15 protein-coding genes are annotated in these 17,452 nt (G+C 36.7%); 10 read left to right on the forward strand and 5 right to left on the reverse strand.

What is annotated here, in order from left to right; all coding sequences use genetic code 11:
- Nucleotides 1–759: 759 nt before the first annotated feature.
- Nucleotides 760–1,689 carry a hypothetical protein gene (locus CDA10_RS06435; RefSeq protein ID WP_089604787.1) on the reverse strand — a complete coding sequence of 310 codons (930 nt, stop codon included), beginning with the start codon at nt 1,687–1,689 and terminating at the stop codon, nt 760–762.
- Nucleotides 1,690–1,994: 305 nt separating this feature from the next.
- On the opposite strand from CDA10_RS06435, the gene CDA10_RS06440 reads away from it, so the two are divergent.
- Both CDA10_RS06440 and CDA10_RS06445 read left to right on the forward strand, forming a co-directional pair.
- The gene (locus CDA10_RS06440) at nt 1,995–2,465 is read left to right on the forward strand and encodes a YaiI/YqxD family protein (protein WP_089604788.1); all 471 of its coding nucleotides are present in this window, start codon (nt 1,995–1,997) and stop codon (nt 2,463–2,465) included.
- Nucleotides 2,466–2,513: 48 nt separating this feature from the next.
- Nucleotides 2,514–3,422 carry a DMT family transporter gene (locus CDA10_RS06445; RefSeq protein ID WP_089604789.1) on the forward strand — a complete coding sequence of 303 codons (909 nt, stop codon included), beginning with the start codon at nt 2,514–2,516 and terminating at the stop codon, nt 3,420–3,422.
- Nucleotides 3,423–3,458: 36 nt separating this feature from the next.
- On the opposite strand, the gene CDA10_RS06450 is transcribed toward CDA10_RS06445, so the two are convergent.
- On the reverse strand, nt 3,459–4,031 hold the full coding sequence (locus CDA10_RS06450) for a PilZ domain-containing protein (RefSeq protein WP_089604790.1): 573 nt from the start codon (nt 4,029–4,031) through the stop codon (nt 3,459–3,461).
- A 22-nt stretch (nt 4,032–4,053) separates the two neighbouring features.
- Here CDA10_RS06450 and CDA10_RS06455 point away from each other — a divergent pair, with 22 nt between their 5' ends.
- The 3 genes from CDA10_RS06455 (at nt 4,054) to CDA10_RS06465 (ending at nt 8,567) form a co-directional block, all read left to right on the forward strand.
- Entirely contained in the window at nt 4,054–5,289 is a 1,236-nt protein-coding gene (locus CDA10_RS06455; RefSeq protein ID WP_089604791.1) for a lipoprotein-releasing ABC transporter permease subunit, read from the forward strand.
- A complete protein-coding gene (lolD, locus tag CDA10_RS06460; RefSeq protein ID WP_089604792.1) occupies nt 5,282–5,989 on the forward strand; it encodes a lipoprotein-releasing ABC transporter ATP-binding protein LolD in 708 nt (235 codons plus the stop codon). The genes CDA10_RS06455 and lolD overlap by 8 nt, the downstream gene beginning before the upstream one ends.
- A 157-nt stretch (nt 5,990–6,146) precedes the next feature.
- Nucleotides 6,147–8,567 carry a DNA internalization-related competence protein ComEC/Rec2 gene (locus CDA10_RS06465; RefSeq protein ID WP_228704599.1) on the forward strand — a complete coding sequence of 807 codons (2,421 nt, stop codon included), beginning with the start codon at nt 6,147–6,149 and terminating at the stop codon, nt 8,565–8,567.
- Here CDA10_RS06465 and CDA10_RS06470 read toward each other — a convergent pair.
- The gene (locus tag CDA10_RS06470) at nt 8,547–9,524 is read right to left on the reverse strand and encodes a lysophospholipid acyltransferase family protein (RefSeq protein WP_089604793.1); all 978 of its coding nucleotides are present in this window, start codon (nt 9,522–9,524) and stop codon (nt 8,547–8,549) included. The two genes, CDA10_RS06465 and CDA10_RS06470, sit on opposite strands and share 21 nt — an antisense overlap.
- Nucleotides 9,525–9,660: 136 nt before the next feature.
- On the opposite strand from CDA10_RS06470, the gene sppA reads away from it, so the two are divergent.
- Together sppA and CDA10_RS06480 are read left to right on the forward strand one after the other, a co-directional pair.
- Complete coding sequence (sppA, locus tag CDA10_RS06475) at nt 9,661–10,692, forward strand: signal peptide peptidase SppA (RefSeq protein ID WP_089604794.1); 1,032 nt, start codon at nt 9,661–9,663, stop codon at nt 10,690–10,692.
- Between the two features lie 75 nt (nt 10,693–10,767).
- A complete protein-coding gene (locus CDA10_RS06480; RefSeq protein ID WP_089604795.1) occupies nt 10,768–11,580 on the forward strand; it encodes an alpha/beta hydrolase in 813 nt (270 codons plus the stop codon).
- Nucleotides 11,581–11,690: 110 nt separating this feature from the next.
- Here the strand turns inward: CDA10_RS06480 and purN are convergent, their stop codons facing one another.
- The gene (purN, locus tag CDA10_RS06485) at nt 11,691–12,323 is read right to left on the reverse strand and encodes a phosphoribosylglycinamide formyltransferase (RefSeq protein WP_089604796.1); all 633 of its coding nucleotides are present in this window, start codon (nt 12,321–12,323) and stop codon (nt 11,691–11,693) included.
- 9 nt (nt 12,324–12,332) lie between these two features.
- Nucleotides 12,333–13,403, reverse strand: coding sequence for a phosphoribosylformylglycinamidine cyclo-ligase (gene purM / locus CDA10_RS06490; RefSeq protein WP_089604797.1), 1,071 nt, complete (start codon nt 13,401–13,403; stop codon nt 12,333–12,335).
- Between the two features lie 135 nt (nt 13,404–13,538).
- Here purM and cxpE point away from each other — a divergent pair, with 135 nt between their 5' ends.
- The 3 genes from cxpE to rbtA all read left to right on the forward strand — a co-directional run bounded on the left by cxpE (nt 13,539) and on the right by rbtA (nt 17,452).
- Nucleotides 13,539–14,744 carry a chloramphenicol efflux transporter CxpE gene (gene cxpE / locus CDA10_RS06495; protein WP_089604798.1) on the forward strand — a complete coding sequence of 402 codons (1,206 nt, stop codon included), beginning with the start codon at nt 13,539–13,541 and terminating at the stop codon, nt 14,742–14,744.
- Between the two features lie 15 nt (nt 14,745–14,759).
- On the forward strand, nt 14,760–15,467 hold the full coding sequence (gene hda, locus CDA10_RS06500) for a DnaA regulatory inactivator Hda (protein WP_010113236.1): 708 nt from the start codon (nt 14,760–14,762) through the stop codon (nt 15,465–15,467).
- 176 nt (nt 15,468–15,643) lie between these two features.
- Nucleotides 15,644–17,452: a rhombotarget A gene (gene rbtA / locus CDA10_RS06505; RefSeq protein WP_089604799.1), complete on the forward strand. Its 1,809-nt coding sequence runs from the start codon at nt 15,644–15,646 to the stop codon at nt 17,450–17,452.

Below are 17,452 nucleotides of genomic sequence, written 5' to 3' on the forward strand. Positions count from 1 at the left end.
TACTAGGTTATAAATCAGGTCGATGGAAAAATGCCTAGAATATGATTGATCATTGCGGCCAAAAACATCCCCAGAACAAAAAAGCAGCAAGCTCCTTTATCCAAACGTAAGCGAAAACCACTATTTTCGCTAATAAGACTAGTCGATTGTTCAGGTATAATTTTCATTACTGAGCCTAGATTTTAAAATTATTGTTAAATCCTATTGGTTCGTCGTATTTTTAACATAAAATATTGGTTAAATAAAGCACTAATTTACATTAATTCAACGATTGTAAATATATTAACGCAGAATGATTTTAATTATTTTAAATTTAAAATAAGTAATTTGTGGGTATATTGTGGATAACTTAACTGTATTATCTATGATTTGAATTAAATAATAGGTCTAAAGTTAACTTGAATTACATTTAATTCATGTAAGTAGTTGATTTATATTTATTCAATAGCAATTTTAAAAAGATGATGATTCAACAATCATTTAAATTCATTTTCTCTAAAAGTGTGGTTGAGTACAGTTTGTTTTAATTATTTAAAATTAATTTATTTTATTGAGTCTTAGCATATTTAGGTTTTTCTTTATAGTGATTTGAATTTAAAAATGTGGATAACTTTTTATAAATGAATTTAAAACAAGTATTATGTTTAAAATATATGAGAATAAATTAAGTCTTTTTTTAATTTTTATTTAGGTATAAAAAAGCATGTTATTCACATAACATGCCTTTTAGGATGATTGTACTATCGAATCCGCAATAAATTATTTCTCAGAATAGATATTCGCCTGAATCCAAATATTGCCACGGATATATTGTCCAATTTCAAAGTTTTTAAATGCAGGATCTTTGGTCGCAATACGCACTAAAATGGCAGGTTGATCTTCTTCTAAAATCAAAGTGACATCATAAAGGGTATATTCTTGTTGCATAAATTGCATGGATGTCTTACCAACCACTTTACCTTGGAACCACGCCTCATCTTCTTGACCTAAAGTTTCACCGTAGAGATAGGCCACCATTTTTGAAAAATCAACAGTGACAGGTGCTTTATCATCTTCAGATTTAGGCTCCCAAGCATTGATTTGTTCTTGCAAGTTTTCAGGTGCAATACCATTATTTTGCGAAAGAATATCATTGAGTGCACGATGGTGCTTAATTGAAGCAGGGTCATCGACAATAATTTGTTCATGATCTGAAACTTTTTCAAGTGCATAGGCCCATGCATTGAGTTGCACTTTGTATTGCTGATCACGTTGATATTGGTGACTATTGACACTATATAAGCTGTCAAAAGCATAAACCACACTATTGCTGCCTACATTTAACGATAAGACGGCTTGCGTATTGGTTTTACAAGTAATGATTCGATCAATCGAGGCGGTCAGTTGATACGGACTTTCAAAGCTTGGAAAAGCCGTTTTTACCGCTTTAGGCTTATTGTTTTCAACATCAATCACTTGGCAGAGTTGTACTGAAGCGCCACTTGGACCTTGAATGAGCCAAGCAGATTGATCCATATCGCATTCTTTAGCGCACAGACCCATTGGCATAATCGGTGCATCGAGTGCGAGACCTAACCATTTGGGCACCTCTGTGCTTGGATTTTCTGTGAGTAAGTTCCAATGCTCGACATGACTACCAAAAGTTTGATCTTCAATCGTAATTATTTCTGGTCTGTTTTGATTGTTCATATTTGCAATTGATTCATGCTGCTCTTATTACATTAAATCGAGGGTGATTGTTATATTTCAAGTCTTAAAATGTAAAATGACTATGAAAAGCATGTTTTAAAGCTAAAACGCCTATGATTTGCTTTAAAAATAACCAAAAATAAAAGAAGTACAGTGATTTAAATTGAATCATAAAATTCAAAGATCAAATTTAAATATTCAAATTAAAGTATTCAAAATCGTGATTTGATCAAAAGCACCAAAGTAAGTTCGTTGACATTTTGCTAAACTAGACGAATACAATAAAGCTAAAGCTGAGAAAATGTGTGTTGCCATTTAAACTTTGGGTCGATGCAGATGCATTGCCTAAAATTCTGCGTGAAGTGATTCTGCGAGCTTCTGATCGTTATCAATTAGAAGTCACTTTTGTTGCCAATCAACCTGTTGGAATTACACCCTCTGTTCGTATTAATTCGATTCAAGCAATGGCGGGTGCTGATCAAGCAGATCAAGAAATCGTGGATCGTATGAGTGAACACGATATTGTCATTACACAAGATATTCCTTTGGCTGCTCAAGTTATTGAAAAGGGTGGTGTTGCAATTCATCCACGCGGTGAGGTTTATACATCAGCCAATGTCAAAGCGCGCTTACATTTGCGTGATTTTATGGATACTTTACGTGGTGCAGGAGTACAAACAGGCGGGCCTCCACCTATTTCAGAACGTGATAAACGTGAGTTCTCCAGTAGTTTAGATCAAACGATTTTAAAGCAAAAACGTAAAACTGCTGTATAAGTAACTTTAGTCATATTCGCCCATCGCATTGACCTATTAGGAAACAATATGCCCTCCAAATCAAACCTGATGATGACTTATATTTTATTGGTCTTCATTTGGGCAAGCACACCATTGGCGATTGTTTGGAGTGTGTCTGATTTACATTTGATGTGGGCCTTGGTATTACGCTTTTTTATTGCTTTGCCGGTTGCTTGCGGCGTGTTGTTATTACTTAAAATAAAATTACCGCTCAATAAAATTGCGTTGCACAGCTATTTGGCAGGTTCATTGAGTTTAATTGGTTCTCAAATTTTTACTTATGCTGCAACGAAATATTTGAGCTCAGGTATTATTGCTTTAATGTTCGGATTTGCGCCGATTATGGCAGGTTTGATTGGTCGCTTTGGATTCCAGCAAAAGCTTTTGACTTTACAATGGTTGGGAATGGCGGTTTCTGTTATTGGATTAGGTATTATTTGTACCAGTGGTGCAGAAAGTCAGCACGTTCATCCAATTGGAATCGGTCTGATGCTACTGAGCGTGTTTGCATATTCACTGTCGATTTATTGGGTTAAATTTGTCAATGCGCAGATTGAACCGATGGCACAAGCAACTGGTTCAATTTTGTTTTCTACTTTTGGAGCGGTTTGTATTGTTCCTTTTATTTGGCAATACGCACCGACACATTTACCCAATACTCAATCACTCTTGGCATTGATCTATACTGTTTTGATGGCATCGTTATTGGCAATGTTCTGTTATTTCAAATTGGTACAGAATATTAAAGCGACTACTTTATCTTTAACCACAGTGATGACCCCAATGTTAGCGATGTTTTTTGGCGCAATGCTAAATGATGAAAAATTAACAATCACTGTATTTGTCGGGGCAGCCGTTTTAATTTTTGGATTATTCTTATATTTTTATAGAGACTTTAAAGCGAGTAAATTACTCGCTCGAAAAATTAAAGTTTAGTCCATAAATCAATCAACTATAAATCAATAAATTATCTCAGTTGGTCGGTATGATATTAAGCTGAATGCATTCTGCAAGTTTAACTCGGTCTTGTGGGTGCAGAGTGATGAAATATGCACCAACACGATATTGTTCATTTTCCACACTTTCTGAATAAGCAATCTGAGCTGTCGCTGCAATATGAAAGAAATTTTCAGGATGGCTTAAGGCTACATGAATATAAGTGCCTTGTTTTAAGTGTTGTTGGCTGGTAAAGCTAAAACCGCTCTCTGAAAAGTTAACCTTTTGAGGCGTTGGTAACATGGTTTGTACAATAGAATCGTAAATAGAACCTGTAATAAGGTTTAATTTCTGATTGAATAAGGATAAGATTCGAGCAATTTGTTGATCTTTTTCATTTAATTGTTCTAATTCGTAGTGAAGTGCATGATCAAATTGATCTAATTCTGCAAGTAGTAGAAAATAGCGCGGTAATACAAAATTAGAATCGTATGGATCGTTCAGCGCAACTTCTTCAGAAATGACTTGATAGTTGATTCTTAATGCAGCATCGATGCGCGACATAACGCGACGTTCATTTGTTTCATTTTGATGCTGTAACGCTTCCATAAAACACCTCGGACTAGATGGTATGTTTAAACCAATCTCGCTGTATATAGGGTTGAGATACACTCGCGCACGGCGTAGTAATCACTTTATTTCTTTTATCGCTCTGGTTTCCATGATCGGTCTTACCTTAGGCGTAGCTGTACTTATTACAGTTCTATCCGTTATGAATGGTTTTGACCGAGAGTTAAAGACACGTGTCTTGGGTATGATACCTCAAGCTACTGTTTCTTCAACGCAAATTTTAACAGACTGGCCCGTTCTTGCAAAGAAAATTGAACAACATGAGCATGTTACTGGTGTTGCACCATTTACCCAACTTCAAGGTATGCTCACAGCACAGGGGCAAGTTGCTGGAATCATGGTCACGGGTATTGAACCTCAATATGAAAAGAAGGTTTCAATTATCCAAAATCATATGGTGGAAGGTAGCATAGATCAACTAAAAAAAGGTGAATATGGCATTGTTTTAGGTAAACAAATGACAGATGCGTTAGGGCTAAGCCTGAATGATAATGTCACGTTGGTTTTACCTGAAGCGACACCATCTCCAGCAGGCGTAGTACCGCGGTTTAAACGTTTTAAAATCGTGGGTATTTTCAGTATTGGTGCAGAAGTTGATTCTAGTCTTGGCTATATCGCTTTAAATGACGCATCAACTTTGTTACGCCTTCCAGATGGTGCACAAGGTGTACGTATGAAGTTGGATGATATTTTCCAAGCACCTCAAGTGGCAAATCAAATTGTAAAAGAGCTTCCGGGCACGTTCTATGCTTCCGACTGGACTTATACGCATGGTAATTTGTTCAGTGCGATTCAGATGGAAAAGGCGATGGTCAGTCTTTTACTGTTTTTAATTGTACTTGTTGCTGCGTTTAATATTGTTTCTTCATTGGTGATGGTTGTTACCGATAAAAAGTCTGATATAGCAATTCTTCGGACGTTAGGTGCTTCACCTGCAACAATTACGCGAATTTTTATGGTTCAAGGTACTGTGATTGGTGTTGTTGGAACAGTGGCTGGGGCTATTTTAGGAATCATTTCTGCTTTAGGCATCAGTAACTTTATTGGCTGGTTGAATACTACGTTAGGTTTACATTTATTCGATGCTTATTTTATCAACTATTTACCGTCTTATTTAAGATGGCAAGATGTGGTTGTGATCGTTGGATTATCTTTATTGCTCAGTTTCTTGGCGACCATTTATCCAGCTTTACGTGCAGCAAAAATTCAACCTGCGGAGGCACTTCGTTATGAGTAACTTTGCCAATGCTGTAACAAGCAATACAGTGCTTGAAGCGAAAAACATTTATAAGTCATTTACCGATGGTAAATCGAATGTGGATGTCATTAAAGGTTTATCGTTACAAGTTCAGCAAGGCGAGTTTGTCTCGATTGTTGGTTCGAGTGGGTCTGGTAAGAGTACGCTACTGCATATTCTCGGTGGCTTAGATCGACCCACTCAAGGTTTGGTGAATCTAAATGGCAAACGATTTGATGATTTAGGTGAGGCTGAGCGTGGTTTTTTACGCAATGAACACTTGGGATTTGTCTATCAGTTCCACCATTTACTTCCTGAGTTTACGGCTTTAGAAAACGTTGCAATGCCGTTGATGTTACGTAAAGATGCAGATTTTAAGCAAGTTAAACAACGAGCAGAGTTTTTACTAGAACGTGTGGGTTTAACCCATCGTTTAACGCATCAACCTGGTGAATTATCAGGTGGTGAACGGCAACGTGTTGCTTTAGCGAGAGCTTTGGTGACTCAACCTAAATTGATGTTAGCCGACGAACCTACAGGAAATCTGGATCGTAAAACAGCAACCTCAATTTTTGAATTGCTACGTGAATTACGAGAAGAGTTCAATATGGCGATGTTGATCGTGACGCATGATGAACAATTGGCTAAATCGGCAGATCGAATTTTACATATGCAAGATGGTTTGTGGATTGACGGTTAATTACAACTGATATTTAATACAGCCTATTTTTTATTCTTAAATTCGCATTTAAGCTCAACAGGTTTGGGCTTAAATTTCCTTTTAATAACAATAAAATCGAATAATGATTATGTATATGTACATCACCCTGATTGGATGGATATTAGGTATCTCATTCATGGGTTTTAAAACACCGCAATATTTAAGCCTATATTTCACGCTCACTTTTGGGTTGGGTGTAATTTTATTGCTATTCAAATACTTTAAATTTTCATTTTCGGATAAACCTGTATTTAGATACTTTGGTTTGATTGTCATTGGTATTTTTAGCTATTTATCGGGTTTATTTTATGCAGATCATGCATTAGAAAAAAGGCTCGCGCTAAGACCGCTACAAAGTAATCAGACGCAACATCTTATTTATATTCAGTCAATCAATAAAATTAAATTGAATGATCAGACTCAAGAGAATAATCAATCATTTCGACAGAAAAAGGTCATTCAACAAAGGGTTATTGTTTTAGCTCCAAACCAGCAACCCATTTCAATGTTGATGTATGTCAATGAGCAGCAAGCGGAAGAGATAAAGCTGGGGCATTATTATCAAGTTATTGGGAAATTCAAAGCTGTACATGGTTATGCCATTGAAGGTACTTTTGATAAAGAAAAATGGTTTCTACAAGAGAATCTGCTTGGAATATTAAATGCTCAATCCGTTCAAGCCATAGATGAAAATCAAGTCAAACAATTTGGTTTACAGTCTTTTATTGATCAAGAGCAACGATTTAATCAACGTATTTTATTAAAAATAGAAAGTTTGCGTTTGGATTTTAGAGGTGTCATTTCCAATTCATCCTTACACAATAAAGGACTTTTGCTTGCATTGTTAACGGGTGATGAAAGCTTACTTTCTGTAGAAATTCAAACCTTATTTAAAAAGTTAGGTATTGCACATTTACTCGCCATATCAGGGCCTCATGTACTTATTTTTGCAATGATTTTTTGTTTTATTTTTAATCTTATTTTAAATAAAATCTATCCAAAAATATTTTTAAAAATTCCTAGACCATATTTGTTAGTCTATCCATTTTTAGCTTGCGTAGTTTTTTATACGGCTTTTGTGGGCTTTGAAATACCCGCACTTCGTACCATGATCACCGTATTTATTCTTAGTGTGATTGTGCTTTTAAAACAGAAAATTCAACCTGTTAAACATTTACTTTTAACAGCCAGTATTTTATTACTTATTGATCCTTTTAGTATTTTATCTTCCTCATTTTGGTTATCTTTCGGTGCTTGTTTTATTTTGATACGGGTTTATCAAACTTTACAACAGCAACCCAATGAACAAATACAAACGTGGAAATCAAAGTTAAAGCTTTTTCTACAGGTGTTATTCGATTCGCAATGGAAAACATTTATTGCATTATTGCCGTTAGTGTTGTGGATTTTTCAACAATTTTCATGGGTGACTCCATTTAGCAATTTACTCGCAATTCCTATTATTGGCACTTTGGTTGTTCCGATCGAAGTTTTAGCTGCTTGTCTCAGTTTATTCTCTGATTCACTCGAAATATTACTTTTTAAAATTGCAGATTACTTGTTGAGTCTGTTATTAAGTTTACTTGAGGTTTTAGATCAAACTTCTGGCTTTCAATTAGATTGGTGGGCTTTTACCTCATTAGAAATCTTATGCATCGCTTTGGGGGTATTTATTCTGTTCTTACCCAAAGGTGTGATTCCTAAATTTTGGGCTTCATTATGCTTAATCCCTTTATTATTACCCAATAAAAGTCAGTATATTTTTCAACTTAATGTTTTAGATGTCGGGCAAGGGCAGGCAGTATTTGTCAATTTACCTGAGCATAAAATGATGATTGATACAGGTGGTTCTTATGATGAAGCTAAGTTCAGCATCGGTCAAAATTTGATTATTCCTTATTTGTCTCGACAAGGTATTTCTACGCTAGATCAAGTGATTTTGACGCATTTAGACCAAGATCATAGTGGTGCTTTTGTAGACGTTGCTAAAGAAATTGAAGTTAAAAAAGTGTATTCAAATGAAAAAGATCAGCGCTTTGATCATGCCAATTTTGAATATTGCTATCAAGGACAGCACTGGGAATATGGTCAGGTCAAAATAAAAGTGCTTTCACCACCTCAAAATAGCCTAAGTGAAGCACCCTATAATCAAAATGAATTGTCTTGTGCGATTTATATTCAAGTACCAGAATCGAAGCAATATCAAAATTTTCTTATTATGGGGGATGTAGGTTGGGAAACAGAGTATCGATTGTTGCAACAATATCCTGATTTAAAAGTTGATGTATTGATACTCGGACATCATGGCAGTCAACACAGTTCTTCTTTTGCTTTTTTAAAAAAGTTAAAGCCTAAGCTAGCTATTGCATCTGCGGGTTATGCAAATCGTTATGGTCATCCACATCTTATTGTTTTAGAAAGATTGAAAGCATTGAATATTCCTGTAAAAACCACGATCGAACAGGGATCGATTGAATTTAAAATTAATACCAAAGGACAAATGAGTATGACCAGTTTTCGTCAGACTCAGAAATGGTTAATTTTCAACAATAAATGATTCATCTCTTATCGTATCAATGAATGATTTATCTCGGATTGAATTAATTAAAGTTATCGCATCTTGGTGTGGAATATTATAGATTTTTTTTAGCTGAGGATGTGCTTTAAAGCGCTTATAACTCCAATGGTAGTACTCTGGGTGCTGCTGAATAAGTTTTTCTATTTGTCCGCAAATAATACTTGTACCTTCATTTGCACTTACTTGATAAATGCTTTCATCTACTGGCTCAATCGTCATGTTGAACCCATAATCTGCATTTCTTGTCGCATAAAGAAACAATGTTTTAGCCTTGGTTTTTTGAATCAGCTTTGCGCTTAAATTACTGGAATACAATGGAATGCCAAAATACTCAATGAGTTCGCCTCCTTGATCGGGCGTATGATCTGGCAAAATCACTGTTGTTCCACCTTGTTTTAAAGCTTTGAAAATTTGTCGCACCCCTGACTCATCAGTGGGAACTAAATTGGCTTTTTCTCGGCTCCTTGCTGCACGAACAAACTGATCTGCTTCGTTATTTTTGATTGGCTTATACATAATGGTCATTTGAGTATATTGTGCAATCCATGCATTCATGATTTCCCAAGTGCCAAAATGAGGTACGATCAGTACGAGACCTTTATCCTGCGCTAATGCTTCATGAAAATAATGCTCACCTTGGACTTGATGAATTCGAGCAAGATTTTTTTGTGTAGAGCTTCCCCAAATTGTAAAAAATTCCATATAAGATTGAATTTCATTACGAATCGCTTGGCGAGTAATCAATTCTCGATGTTGTCTATCTAAGTGCGGGAAACAGATTTCGACATTAAGGCGAATTGTTTCAGATGTTTTGGTGATATGTAATAAATTGACAATATTCGCCAATAAACGTCCGATAAAACGGGCGATTGGAATAGAGCGTCGACTGAAAAAATTGAGAAGTCGAGAGATTATAGTCTTATGTTTGTCAGTCATCGGTACTAAAAATGAAAATAGGGTTCATATGTATTGTGCTTTAGCAAAATATTATAGAATAAATCATAATGATTGGACAGATTATATATATTCCTTGTATATAATGAAGCATGAATAATTAATTTGGATGGTATAAATGTCCGATTGGCCGCCGAAACCACAAAACGAAAACACAAACTCAAATTCATCGTCTGGTCAACAACCTACAGGACAAGAATGGCGAATTTTAGAAAAAGTCGTACTTGCTTCAGTCGAGGAACAACGCCGCAGCCGTCGTTGGGGAATTTTCTTTAAAGTTCTTACATTCCTTTATATCCTTGTTGTATTGGTAATGATGACTAAAAGTTGTTCATTATCGAGTGATGACGATGGGGAAATGACTTCAGGAGAGCACTTAGGTGTAGTGAACATTGTGGGGACCATTGATTCAAGTAATCAAGGTGTAAACAGTGTTGACACAATTAAGTCACTGAAAAAAGCATTTGAGTCAAAGTCTGCAAAAGCTGTGGTTTTAAATGTAAATTCGCCGGGTGGTTCACCTGTGCAATCTGATGATATTTGGCAAGAAATCCAATATCTCAAAAAGCAAAATCCAGATAAAAAAGTATATGCTGTGATTGGTGATATGGGCGCATCAGGTGCGTATTATATTGCTTCTGCTGCCGATGAAATTTGGGTTAATCCTTCAAGTTTAGTCGGTTCTATTGGCGTGATCATGCCGAATTATGGTGTAAATGGTTTAGCTCAAAAACTGGGTGTCGAAGATCGAACCATGACTGCTGGAAATAATAAAGATATTTTAAGCATGACCAAACCGATCAATCCTGAGCAAAAAGCACATATCCAAGCATTATTGGATAATGTTCATTCACATTTTATTACGGCAGTGAAACAAGGTCGTGGTACTAAGCTTAAATCTACTGATCCTGCAATTTTCTCAGGTTTATTTTGGACTGGAGATCAAGCGATCAAACTAGGTATTGCAGATAAAGCTGGTAATATTGAAACACTCAAACGTGAGTTAAAAGTCAATAAAGCTGTGGATTATACTGTTGAACGCAGTCCATTTGACTCAATTTTAGGTCGTATAGGATCTGAAATGGGACATGGTGTAGGTGAAGCTGTAAGTCAAAAGCTAGGTATGAATCAAGATGTAAAAATGCAGTAAAATTTTAAAACGTCTCTCGCTGTTGTATTGGTGAGAGACGTTATTTTAGCTCTTCAAAATAGAAAACCGAATATCATGAATATCTCTAATCAACAAAAGCCACTCATTCATTTTGCGCATGCCAATGGTGTGCCTTCAAAAGTCTATACGAAGCTATTTGATTTGCTTAAAGATGAATATGATGTGATTTATGTTCCCTTACTTGGCCCAGATCGTCGCTACCCAATTGCTCAAGGATGGAATGAACTGGCGGATCAAGTTGTTGATAGTATTGTTCAGCAGGCTCAAGGACGTAAAGTGATTGGTTTAGGTCATTCATTAGGTGCAGTGATTACTTTAAAAGCTGCTTATAAACGTCCTGAATTATTTGAACAAGTCATCATGCTTGATCCTCCTTTGATTGTGGGGAAAGCTGCTTTTGTGATGTTCATGGCTAAAATTTTCAAACCAAAATTGATTGATAAAATTACCCCTGCTTCACTTAGCCTTAAACGTCGTGATCATTGGGATTCTCGTGAACAAGCGGCTGAATTATTAAGACCGAAAGGGTTTTATCAGCATTTTGATCAAGACTGTTTTCAAGCTTATATTGATTATGCTTTAACGGAAGATACGGCAAGAGGTGGTGTTGAGCTAACGATTTCTAAATATGATGAGGTCGAAATTTTTAGAACAAACTCCGATTCAATGTGGTTGCCGATGCCTAATCCACCCGTGGCATCACATTTGGTGATAGGGGATGAAAGCCCATTTCTAAAACAAAAGTTTCCACAAATCATTCAGAAAAAATTAGCGATACCTTTTACAGTGACCTCAGGAGGACATATGTTTCCTTTGGAACATCCTGTTAAAACTGTTGAATTGGTGAAGAAGCTCATTCAAAAATAGTTTGAAATGACTTTGAAATAGGAATGATCTTGTTTGATTCTTGAAATTGAGTTCATAAAAAAATGCATCCGAGGATGCATTTTTTATTTTCATATACTTTATAGAGCTTTTTAGAACTGACAAAACTGAATAGGCTTTTCTAAAGGTTGTCCTTTATAAAGTACTTGACCTTCTTTTAGATGCTGAATTGTTCCATTACAAATCCATTCAACCGCTTGCGGGTAAATCAGATGTTCTAGCACATGAATGCGTTCTGCAAGTGATGCAACATTGTCATGTTGTACAACTTTTAAAACACCTTGTGTTAAAGCTTGCCCTGCATCAAGTTCCGCAGTGACATAATGAACCGTGCAGCCATGTAGCACATCACCTGTATTTAAAACACGTTGGTGCGTATGCATACCTTTGTAATTTGGCAATAGGGAAGGGTGAATATTCACCATTTTACCTTCCCATGCTTTGACAAATTGAGCACTTAAAATTCGCATAAAACCTGCAAGTATGACTAAATCAACATTCCAATCAAGCAATTGTTGATGCATTACATCATCAAAAGCTTCACGATTAGGATATTGTTTATGTTCAATAATTGCAGTGGCTATATTCGCATTTTTGGCACGTTGTAGTGCATAGGCATCAGGTTTATTGGAAATAACCCCAACAATTTTCCCTGAAAGATTGGCATCAATCAGGGCTTGTAAGTTACTTCCACTGCCTGAAACCAGTACAGCAATTTTGATCATGTGATGTTCTTACGCAAAAATTACACGAATTTTTTCGTCAGCGCCTTCAACTGATTCAGCATTGTCTTGGATTTGACCAATTTTCCAAGCTTTTTCACCTTGAGCATTTAACACTTCAATGGTTTTTTCAGCATCAGCAGCATCAACAGCAATCACCATGCCTACACCACAGTTAAATGCACGATACATTTCGAATCTGTCTACACCACCTTCTTTTTGAAGAAGTTGGAATAATTCAGGCCATTGCCAAGACGATTCATTAATCACGGCTTGCGCACCATTTGGTAATACACGTGGTAAATTACCTGGAAGACCGCCACCTGTGATATGTGCCATCGCATGAACATCGACATGCTTAAGAAGTTCTAGGATCGCTTTCACATAAATACGTGTTGGTTCCATTGCTGTATCTGCAAGTGGGCGACCATCAACGATTTGTGTTAAATCAACATTTTTAACATCAAAGATTTTACGAAGTAGAGAGTAACCGTTTGAGTGCGCGCCTGAAGAAGCAACACCAATCAAAACATCACCTGCTTTGACTTTAGTACCATCAATAATTTTACTATGCTCAACCACGCCTACACAGAAACCTGCTAGGTCATAGTCTTCGCCTTCATACATACCTGGCATTTCAGCAGTTTCACCACCGACCAATGCACAGCCTGCAAGCTCACAACCTTTACCAATACCTGTTACGACATTTGCCGCAACGTCTACGTTTAAGTGGCCTGTTGCATAATAATCTAGGAAGAATAATGGTTCTGCACCGCAGACCAAAAGATCGTTCACACACATTGCAACTAAGTCTTGACCGATTGTGTCATGACGGTTTAAGTTTAGTGCTAAACGTAATTTAGTACCGACGCCGTCTGTACCAGATACAAGAACAGGTTCTTCATAACCTTTAGGGATTCTACAAAGTGCACCGAAACCGCCTAAACCACCCATGACTTCAGGGCGAGTTGTGCGTTTAGCGACAGATTTGATTCGATCGACAAGTGCGTCGCCCGCTTCAATATCAACACCAGCGTCTTTATAGCTTAAACCAGTGTTTGGGGTAGAAGTTGAGTTGCTCATATGTGAAGTCTCCGCATTCGTGCGCAGATTATACCTGAATATACGAAATTCTTATGTTATTTCTGCACTAAAATGTTATGTTTATTCAAATATTTTACTTTCAATAACGATTAAATCTGAAAAAGGCGTGATTACATGCATGATCGGACCTTAAAACGAATTTTTATACTCGGTGGCATTGCTTTAATCCTCTGGGTTTTATACTTATTAAAACCTGTGGTAATCCCGTTTATCGCTGCTTTTCTTGTGGCTTATTTATTTAGCCCAGTGGTCGAAAAATTATCAAAATTTTTACCAAGATGGCTTTCAATTGCTATCGTATTTATTGGTATAGGCGTTGTGCTGACATGGGCAATATGGTTTGTTGTGCCTTTGGTGTGGAAACAGTTGATCTATGCAAGAGATAGTATTCCAGCAGGAATTCATTGGATTAATTCAACTTTTTTACCGTGGGTTTCTCATTCGTTTAATGTAGAGCGAATGGAGTTAGATACAGACCAAATTTCACAAGTCGTCATGGAGTATGTGCAGACCAATTATAGTGCTGACAGCATTCAAACGATGGCACTGAAAATAGCGCAGTCTGGACTGAGCTTTATTTCTATTGGCGGCACAATCGTATTAATTCCAATTATTGCATTCTATTTTTTATTGGACTGGAACCGCATGTTAGCGAGCTTAAAAAGCTTGATTCCACGTCAATACGAACAAAGTACCATGAGCATTGTGAGTGAATGTCACAGTGTTTTAGGGGCTTTTGTCAAAGGGCAATTTTTGGTGATGATTTTGCTCGGAATCATCTATGCCGTTGGTTTACAATCGATTGGATTAGAAGTTGGTTTAATCATTGGAATGATTGCCGGTTTATGTAGCATTATTCCTTATTTAGGTTTTGGTGTTGGGATTATTGCTGCAGTAATTGCTTGTTTTTTCCAATTTGGTATGGATCCAAAGCATTTATTGATGGTTCTGGCGGTTTTTGGTGTAGGACAATTAATCGAAGGCTATATTTTACAACCTTTCTTATTGGGCGATAAAATTGGTTTGTCACCCGTTGCTGTGGTTTTTGCTGTATTAGCAGGCGCACAACTCGCGGGCTTTGTAGGCATGTTAATTGCCTTACCTGTCGCAGCAATTATTGTGGTATTGCTTAAACACGCTAGAGAATGGTATGAGCAAAGTCAATTTTATCAATTGAGTACACCCGCATCCATTGTGATGCAAAATGATGGGCATGTTGAAACGATTTCAGTGAATAGTCAGCAAGTTGACCTTGATATTGAAATAAAAAACACGCAAGATAACGAAGAAAAGGTCAAATCAGACCAAGAACCACTTTAGGAATTTATACCGTCTATGCGTCAATTACAGTTGGATATAGAACCACAACTGGATGCCCGAATTAGTGATTTTTCTGGGCCAGGTTGGGGGCCTGTAATTGATGCTGTGCGTCAGCTTCATGCGGGTTTGATGAATCGCTTCTATATTTATGGTGGAGCAGGCACAGGAAAAAGCCACTTACTTTCTGCAATTTGCGATTCATATTTAGAAATTGGTAAATCAGCAATTAAAGTATCTTTACTTGAGTTACTCGATGCACCGATTGAAGCGATTACTTCCTTAGAAAGTTATGATTTGGTTGCTTTGGATGATATAGAAGCCATTAGTGGTGTACCGCATTGGCAGAAAGCTGTTTTTCATTTAATTAACAATAATAATGAAGGTGGTGGTCAACTGGTATTTTCATCACGTTTTGCACCAATCGAATTAAAACTCGAATTACCCGATTTACAATCACGTTTAACGCAAGCAGTCAGTGTAAAAGTACCTAGCGGAAACTCATATGCAGACCGTCAATCACTTTTACATTCGGTACTCGAACGCAGGGGTGTACATTTTGACCCACAAATAACGGAATATATGCTATTACATGGACCACATCAAACCAGTACACTGCTTCAGTCAGTTGAGCAATTAGAAAAGTTACTGAAGGGTGAGAAAACTAAATTATCTCATTCTACATTAAGACAAATCTATGCATTGATTGATGAATATAGACAATAGTGATAGAGGGTAGTCTTCGATTGTCTAGTAAGAAGTAAGCACCAATACCTTGTCAAATCACGTTATCATAAAATTCTTGAGAATTTTTTTTAACTGTGACAAAGTACGCGAAAAGGATTTATGGCTAAGCTTTGCTGGCTAATAAGAAATAATTAAAAGAAATTAAGGAGACTATAATGCTCAAACGGGGCATAGGCTTAGGATTATTATGCATCAGTGGTCATGCATTTAGTGCAAATATTACAGTAACAACAACAGAAGATGTTGTTAAAGCTGATGATCAGTGTTCATTAAGGGAAGCCATTGAATACATTAATCAGGGGATGCCAGAAGCAGGCTACAATGGCTGTGGTGGCAAGGCAGCAAATGCTAGAATTCTTCTTGATGCCAATAAAGAATATGTGCTTAATCAGGAAGTTCACATTTCTAAAGATGTTGATTTTGCCTCCAACTACGAAACCAATGTCACTGATACTGAAAACGTCATTGGTAAGAAAAACGCGATTATTAAAATGGCGGGTAAAGGACGTTTATTCCGCATTGAAAAAATCATAGATCCTGCAGCTACAACAGCACCACCCATGATCAAAGTGTCATTCACTGAAATTACGATGAAAGGCTGTGGTCAGTCAGTCTGTGCTGAACAGGGTGGTTTGATTTATAACAAAGAATTACTAAGCATTAGTAATGGGCAGTTGTTAAATGGTGTCGCGAAACAAGGTGGTGCAATTTATAACGCGGGTATTCATGAAGCCAATAAGAGTTTAAGTTTTGTTAGTTTGAATAACACTTTAATTAAAGGCAATAAAGCAGAAGAAGGTGGTGCAATTTATACCGAAATTCCTGCCTATATCATTATGCAGTCGGTTATACGTGATAATGAAGCGACAGGAGCAACAGGTTCAGTCCTTGATACAAAGAATCAATTTTCAGAAGATGCATTAAAAGCTTTGGGTAAAGAAGCGCCTTTTGGTGTGATTAACAGTACCATTTTCAGTAATAAAGGTTATGTTGCTAAAGTCTTCGATGCAATGCAAATCAATAATGTCACCATGATTTTAAATAGCATGGGATTGATTTTAAATGCACCACAAAAGAAAGGTTATGTTGCGAATAGTATTCTTGCTAAAAATGGTACACAAGACTGTACGATTCAAGCAGGCGGCGAAGCAATGCAGGTCAGTAATAACCTTTATTCTTCAGGTTGTGAGGGTTTTCAAGCGACTGCATTGGGGAATACACAATTAATCGCAGGAACAACGACAGAAGGTAAATGCGATTACAGTTCTAGTGGAATTTTATGTCCATTTTCTGAATCGCCAAAACTTGCATTAGGATATTTTTTACCTCGAATTTTGCCAAGCTATAATGCAATTACAGATTCACCGATTGTGAATCACGGCGTTTCTGTTCAAGATCAAGTTTTAGCTTGTTCTACTGCTGATCAACGTGGAAAAGCGCGTGATCGTAATCCTGAATTGTGTGACCGTGGTGCAATAGAGTTGGTAATTGATACTTCTAATGTGACTACAGTTGGTAAGGATATTCTTTACGATCAAACAGCTAATTTTTCAATCGCAGATCAATTGCAAGATGGTGAATTAGTTAGTGCTGAACAATGTAAGAAAATTTTCAACCGTGATGTAGATGACAATGGTAAACCTTGGCAAATTGGGTGTTTGAAAATCATTCAAACCAATACACCTTCAAAAGGAACCATGACGATTAACCAAGATGGTGATGTGGTTTATACGCCAAATAATCATTGGCAAGGTTCAGATGAATTTAAAATTAACGTGGTCACATCTACAACCAGTTTTAATAAATCTGATAATCCTTACATCACAATACCTGCACGAATTGTACAAAGAAAACCTGATGATTTTAAAAACGATAAAGTGAAAACTTCTGGCGGCAGTTTTGGATTCTTATCACTTATTGGATTGGTTGGACTGGTCGGTTATCGACGCATAAAATATAAGTAA

Origin of the sequence: Acinetobacter piscicola, from assembly GCF_002233755.1 — a bacterium.
GTDB classification, from domain to species: Bacteria; Pseudomonadota; Gammaproteobacteria; order Pseudomonadales; family Moraxellaceae; genus Acinetobacter; species Acinetobacter piscicola.

Bases quoted from the DNA above. Each gene is read 5' to 3' on its own strand.
- CDA10_RS06470 (WP_089604793.1), bottom strand. From the start codon at position 9,524: ATGACTGACAAACATAAGACTATAATCTCTCGACTTCTCAATTTTTTC.
- rbtA (WP_089604799.1), top strand. From the start codon at position 15,644: ATGCTCAAACGGGGCATAGGCTTAGGATTATTATGCATCAGTGGTCAT.
- hda (WP_010113236.1), top strand. From the start codon at position 14,760: ATGCGTCAATTACAGTTGGATATAGAACCACAACTGGATGCCCGAATT.
- CDA10_RS06455 (WP_089604791.1), top strand. From the start codon at position 4,054: ATGTTTAAACCAATCTCGCTGTATATAGGGTTGAGATACACTCGCGCA.
- CDA10_RS06435 (WP_089604787.1), bottom strand. From the start codon at position 1,689: ATGAACAATCAAAACAGACCAGAAATAATTACGATTGAAGATCAAACT.
- CDA10_RS06480 (WP_089604795.1), top strand. From the start codon at position 10,768: ATGAATATCTCTAATCAACAAAAGCCACTCATTCATTTTGCGCATGCC.
- cxpE (WP_089604798.1), top strand. From the start codon at position 13,539: ATGCATGATCGGACCTTAAAACGAATTTTTATACTCGGTGGCATTGCT.
- CDA10_RS06465 (WP_228704599.1), top strand. From the start codon at position 6,147: ATGGGTTTTAAAACACCGCAATATTTAAGCCTATATTTCACGCTCACT.
- lolD (WP_089604792.1), top strand. From the start codon at position 5,282: ATGAGTAACTTTGCCAATGCTGTAACAAGCAATACAGTGCTTGAAGCG.
- purM (WP_089604797.1), bottom strand. From the start codon at position 13,403: ATGAGCAACTCAACTTCTACCCCAAACACTGGTTTAAGCTATAAAGAC.
- CDA10_RS06445 (WP_089604789.1), top strand. From the start codon at position 2,514: ATGCCCTCCAAATCAAACCTGATGATGACTTATATTTTATTGGTCTTC.
- purN (WP_089604796.1), bottom strand. From the start codon at position 12,323: ATGATCAAAATTGCTGTACTGGTTTCAGGCAGTGGAAGTAACTTACAA.
- sppA (WP_089604794.1), top strand. From the start codon at position 9,661: ATGTCCGATTGGCCGCCGAAACCACAAAACGAAAACACAAACTCAAAT.
- CDA10_RS06450 (WP_089604790.1), bottom strand. From the start codon at position 4,031: ATGGAAGCGTTACAGCATCAAAATGAAACAAATGAACGTCGCGTTATG.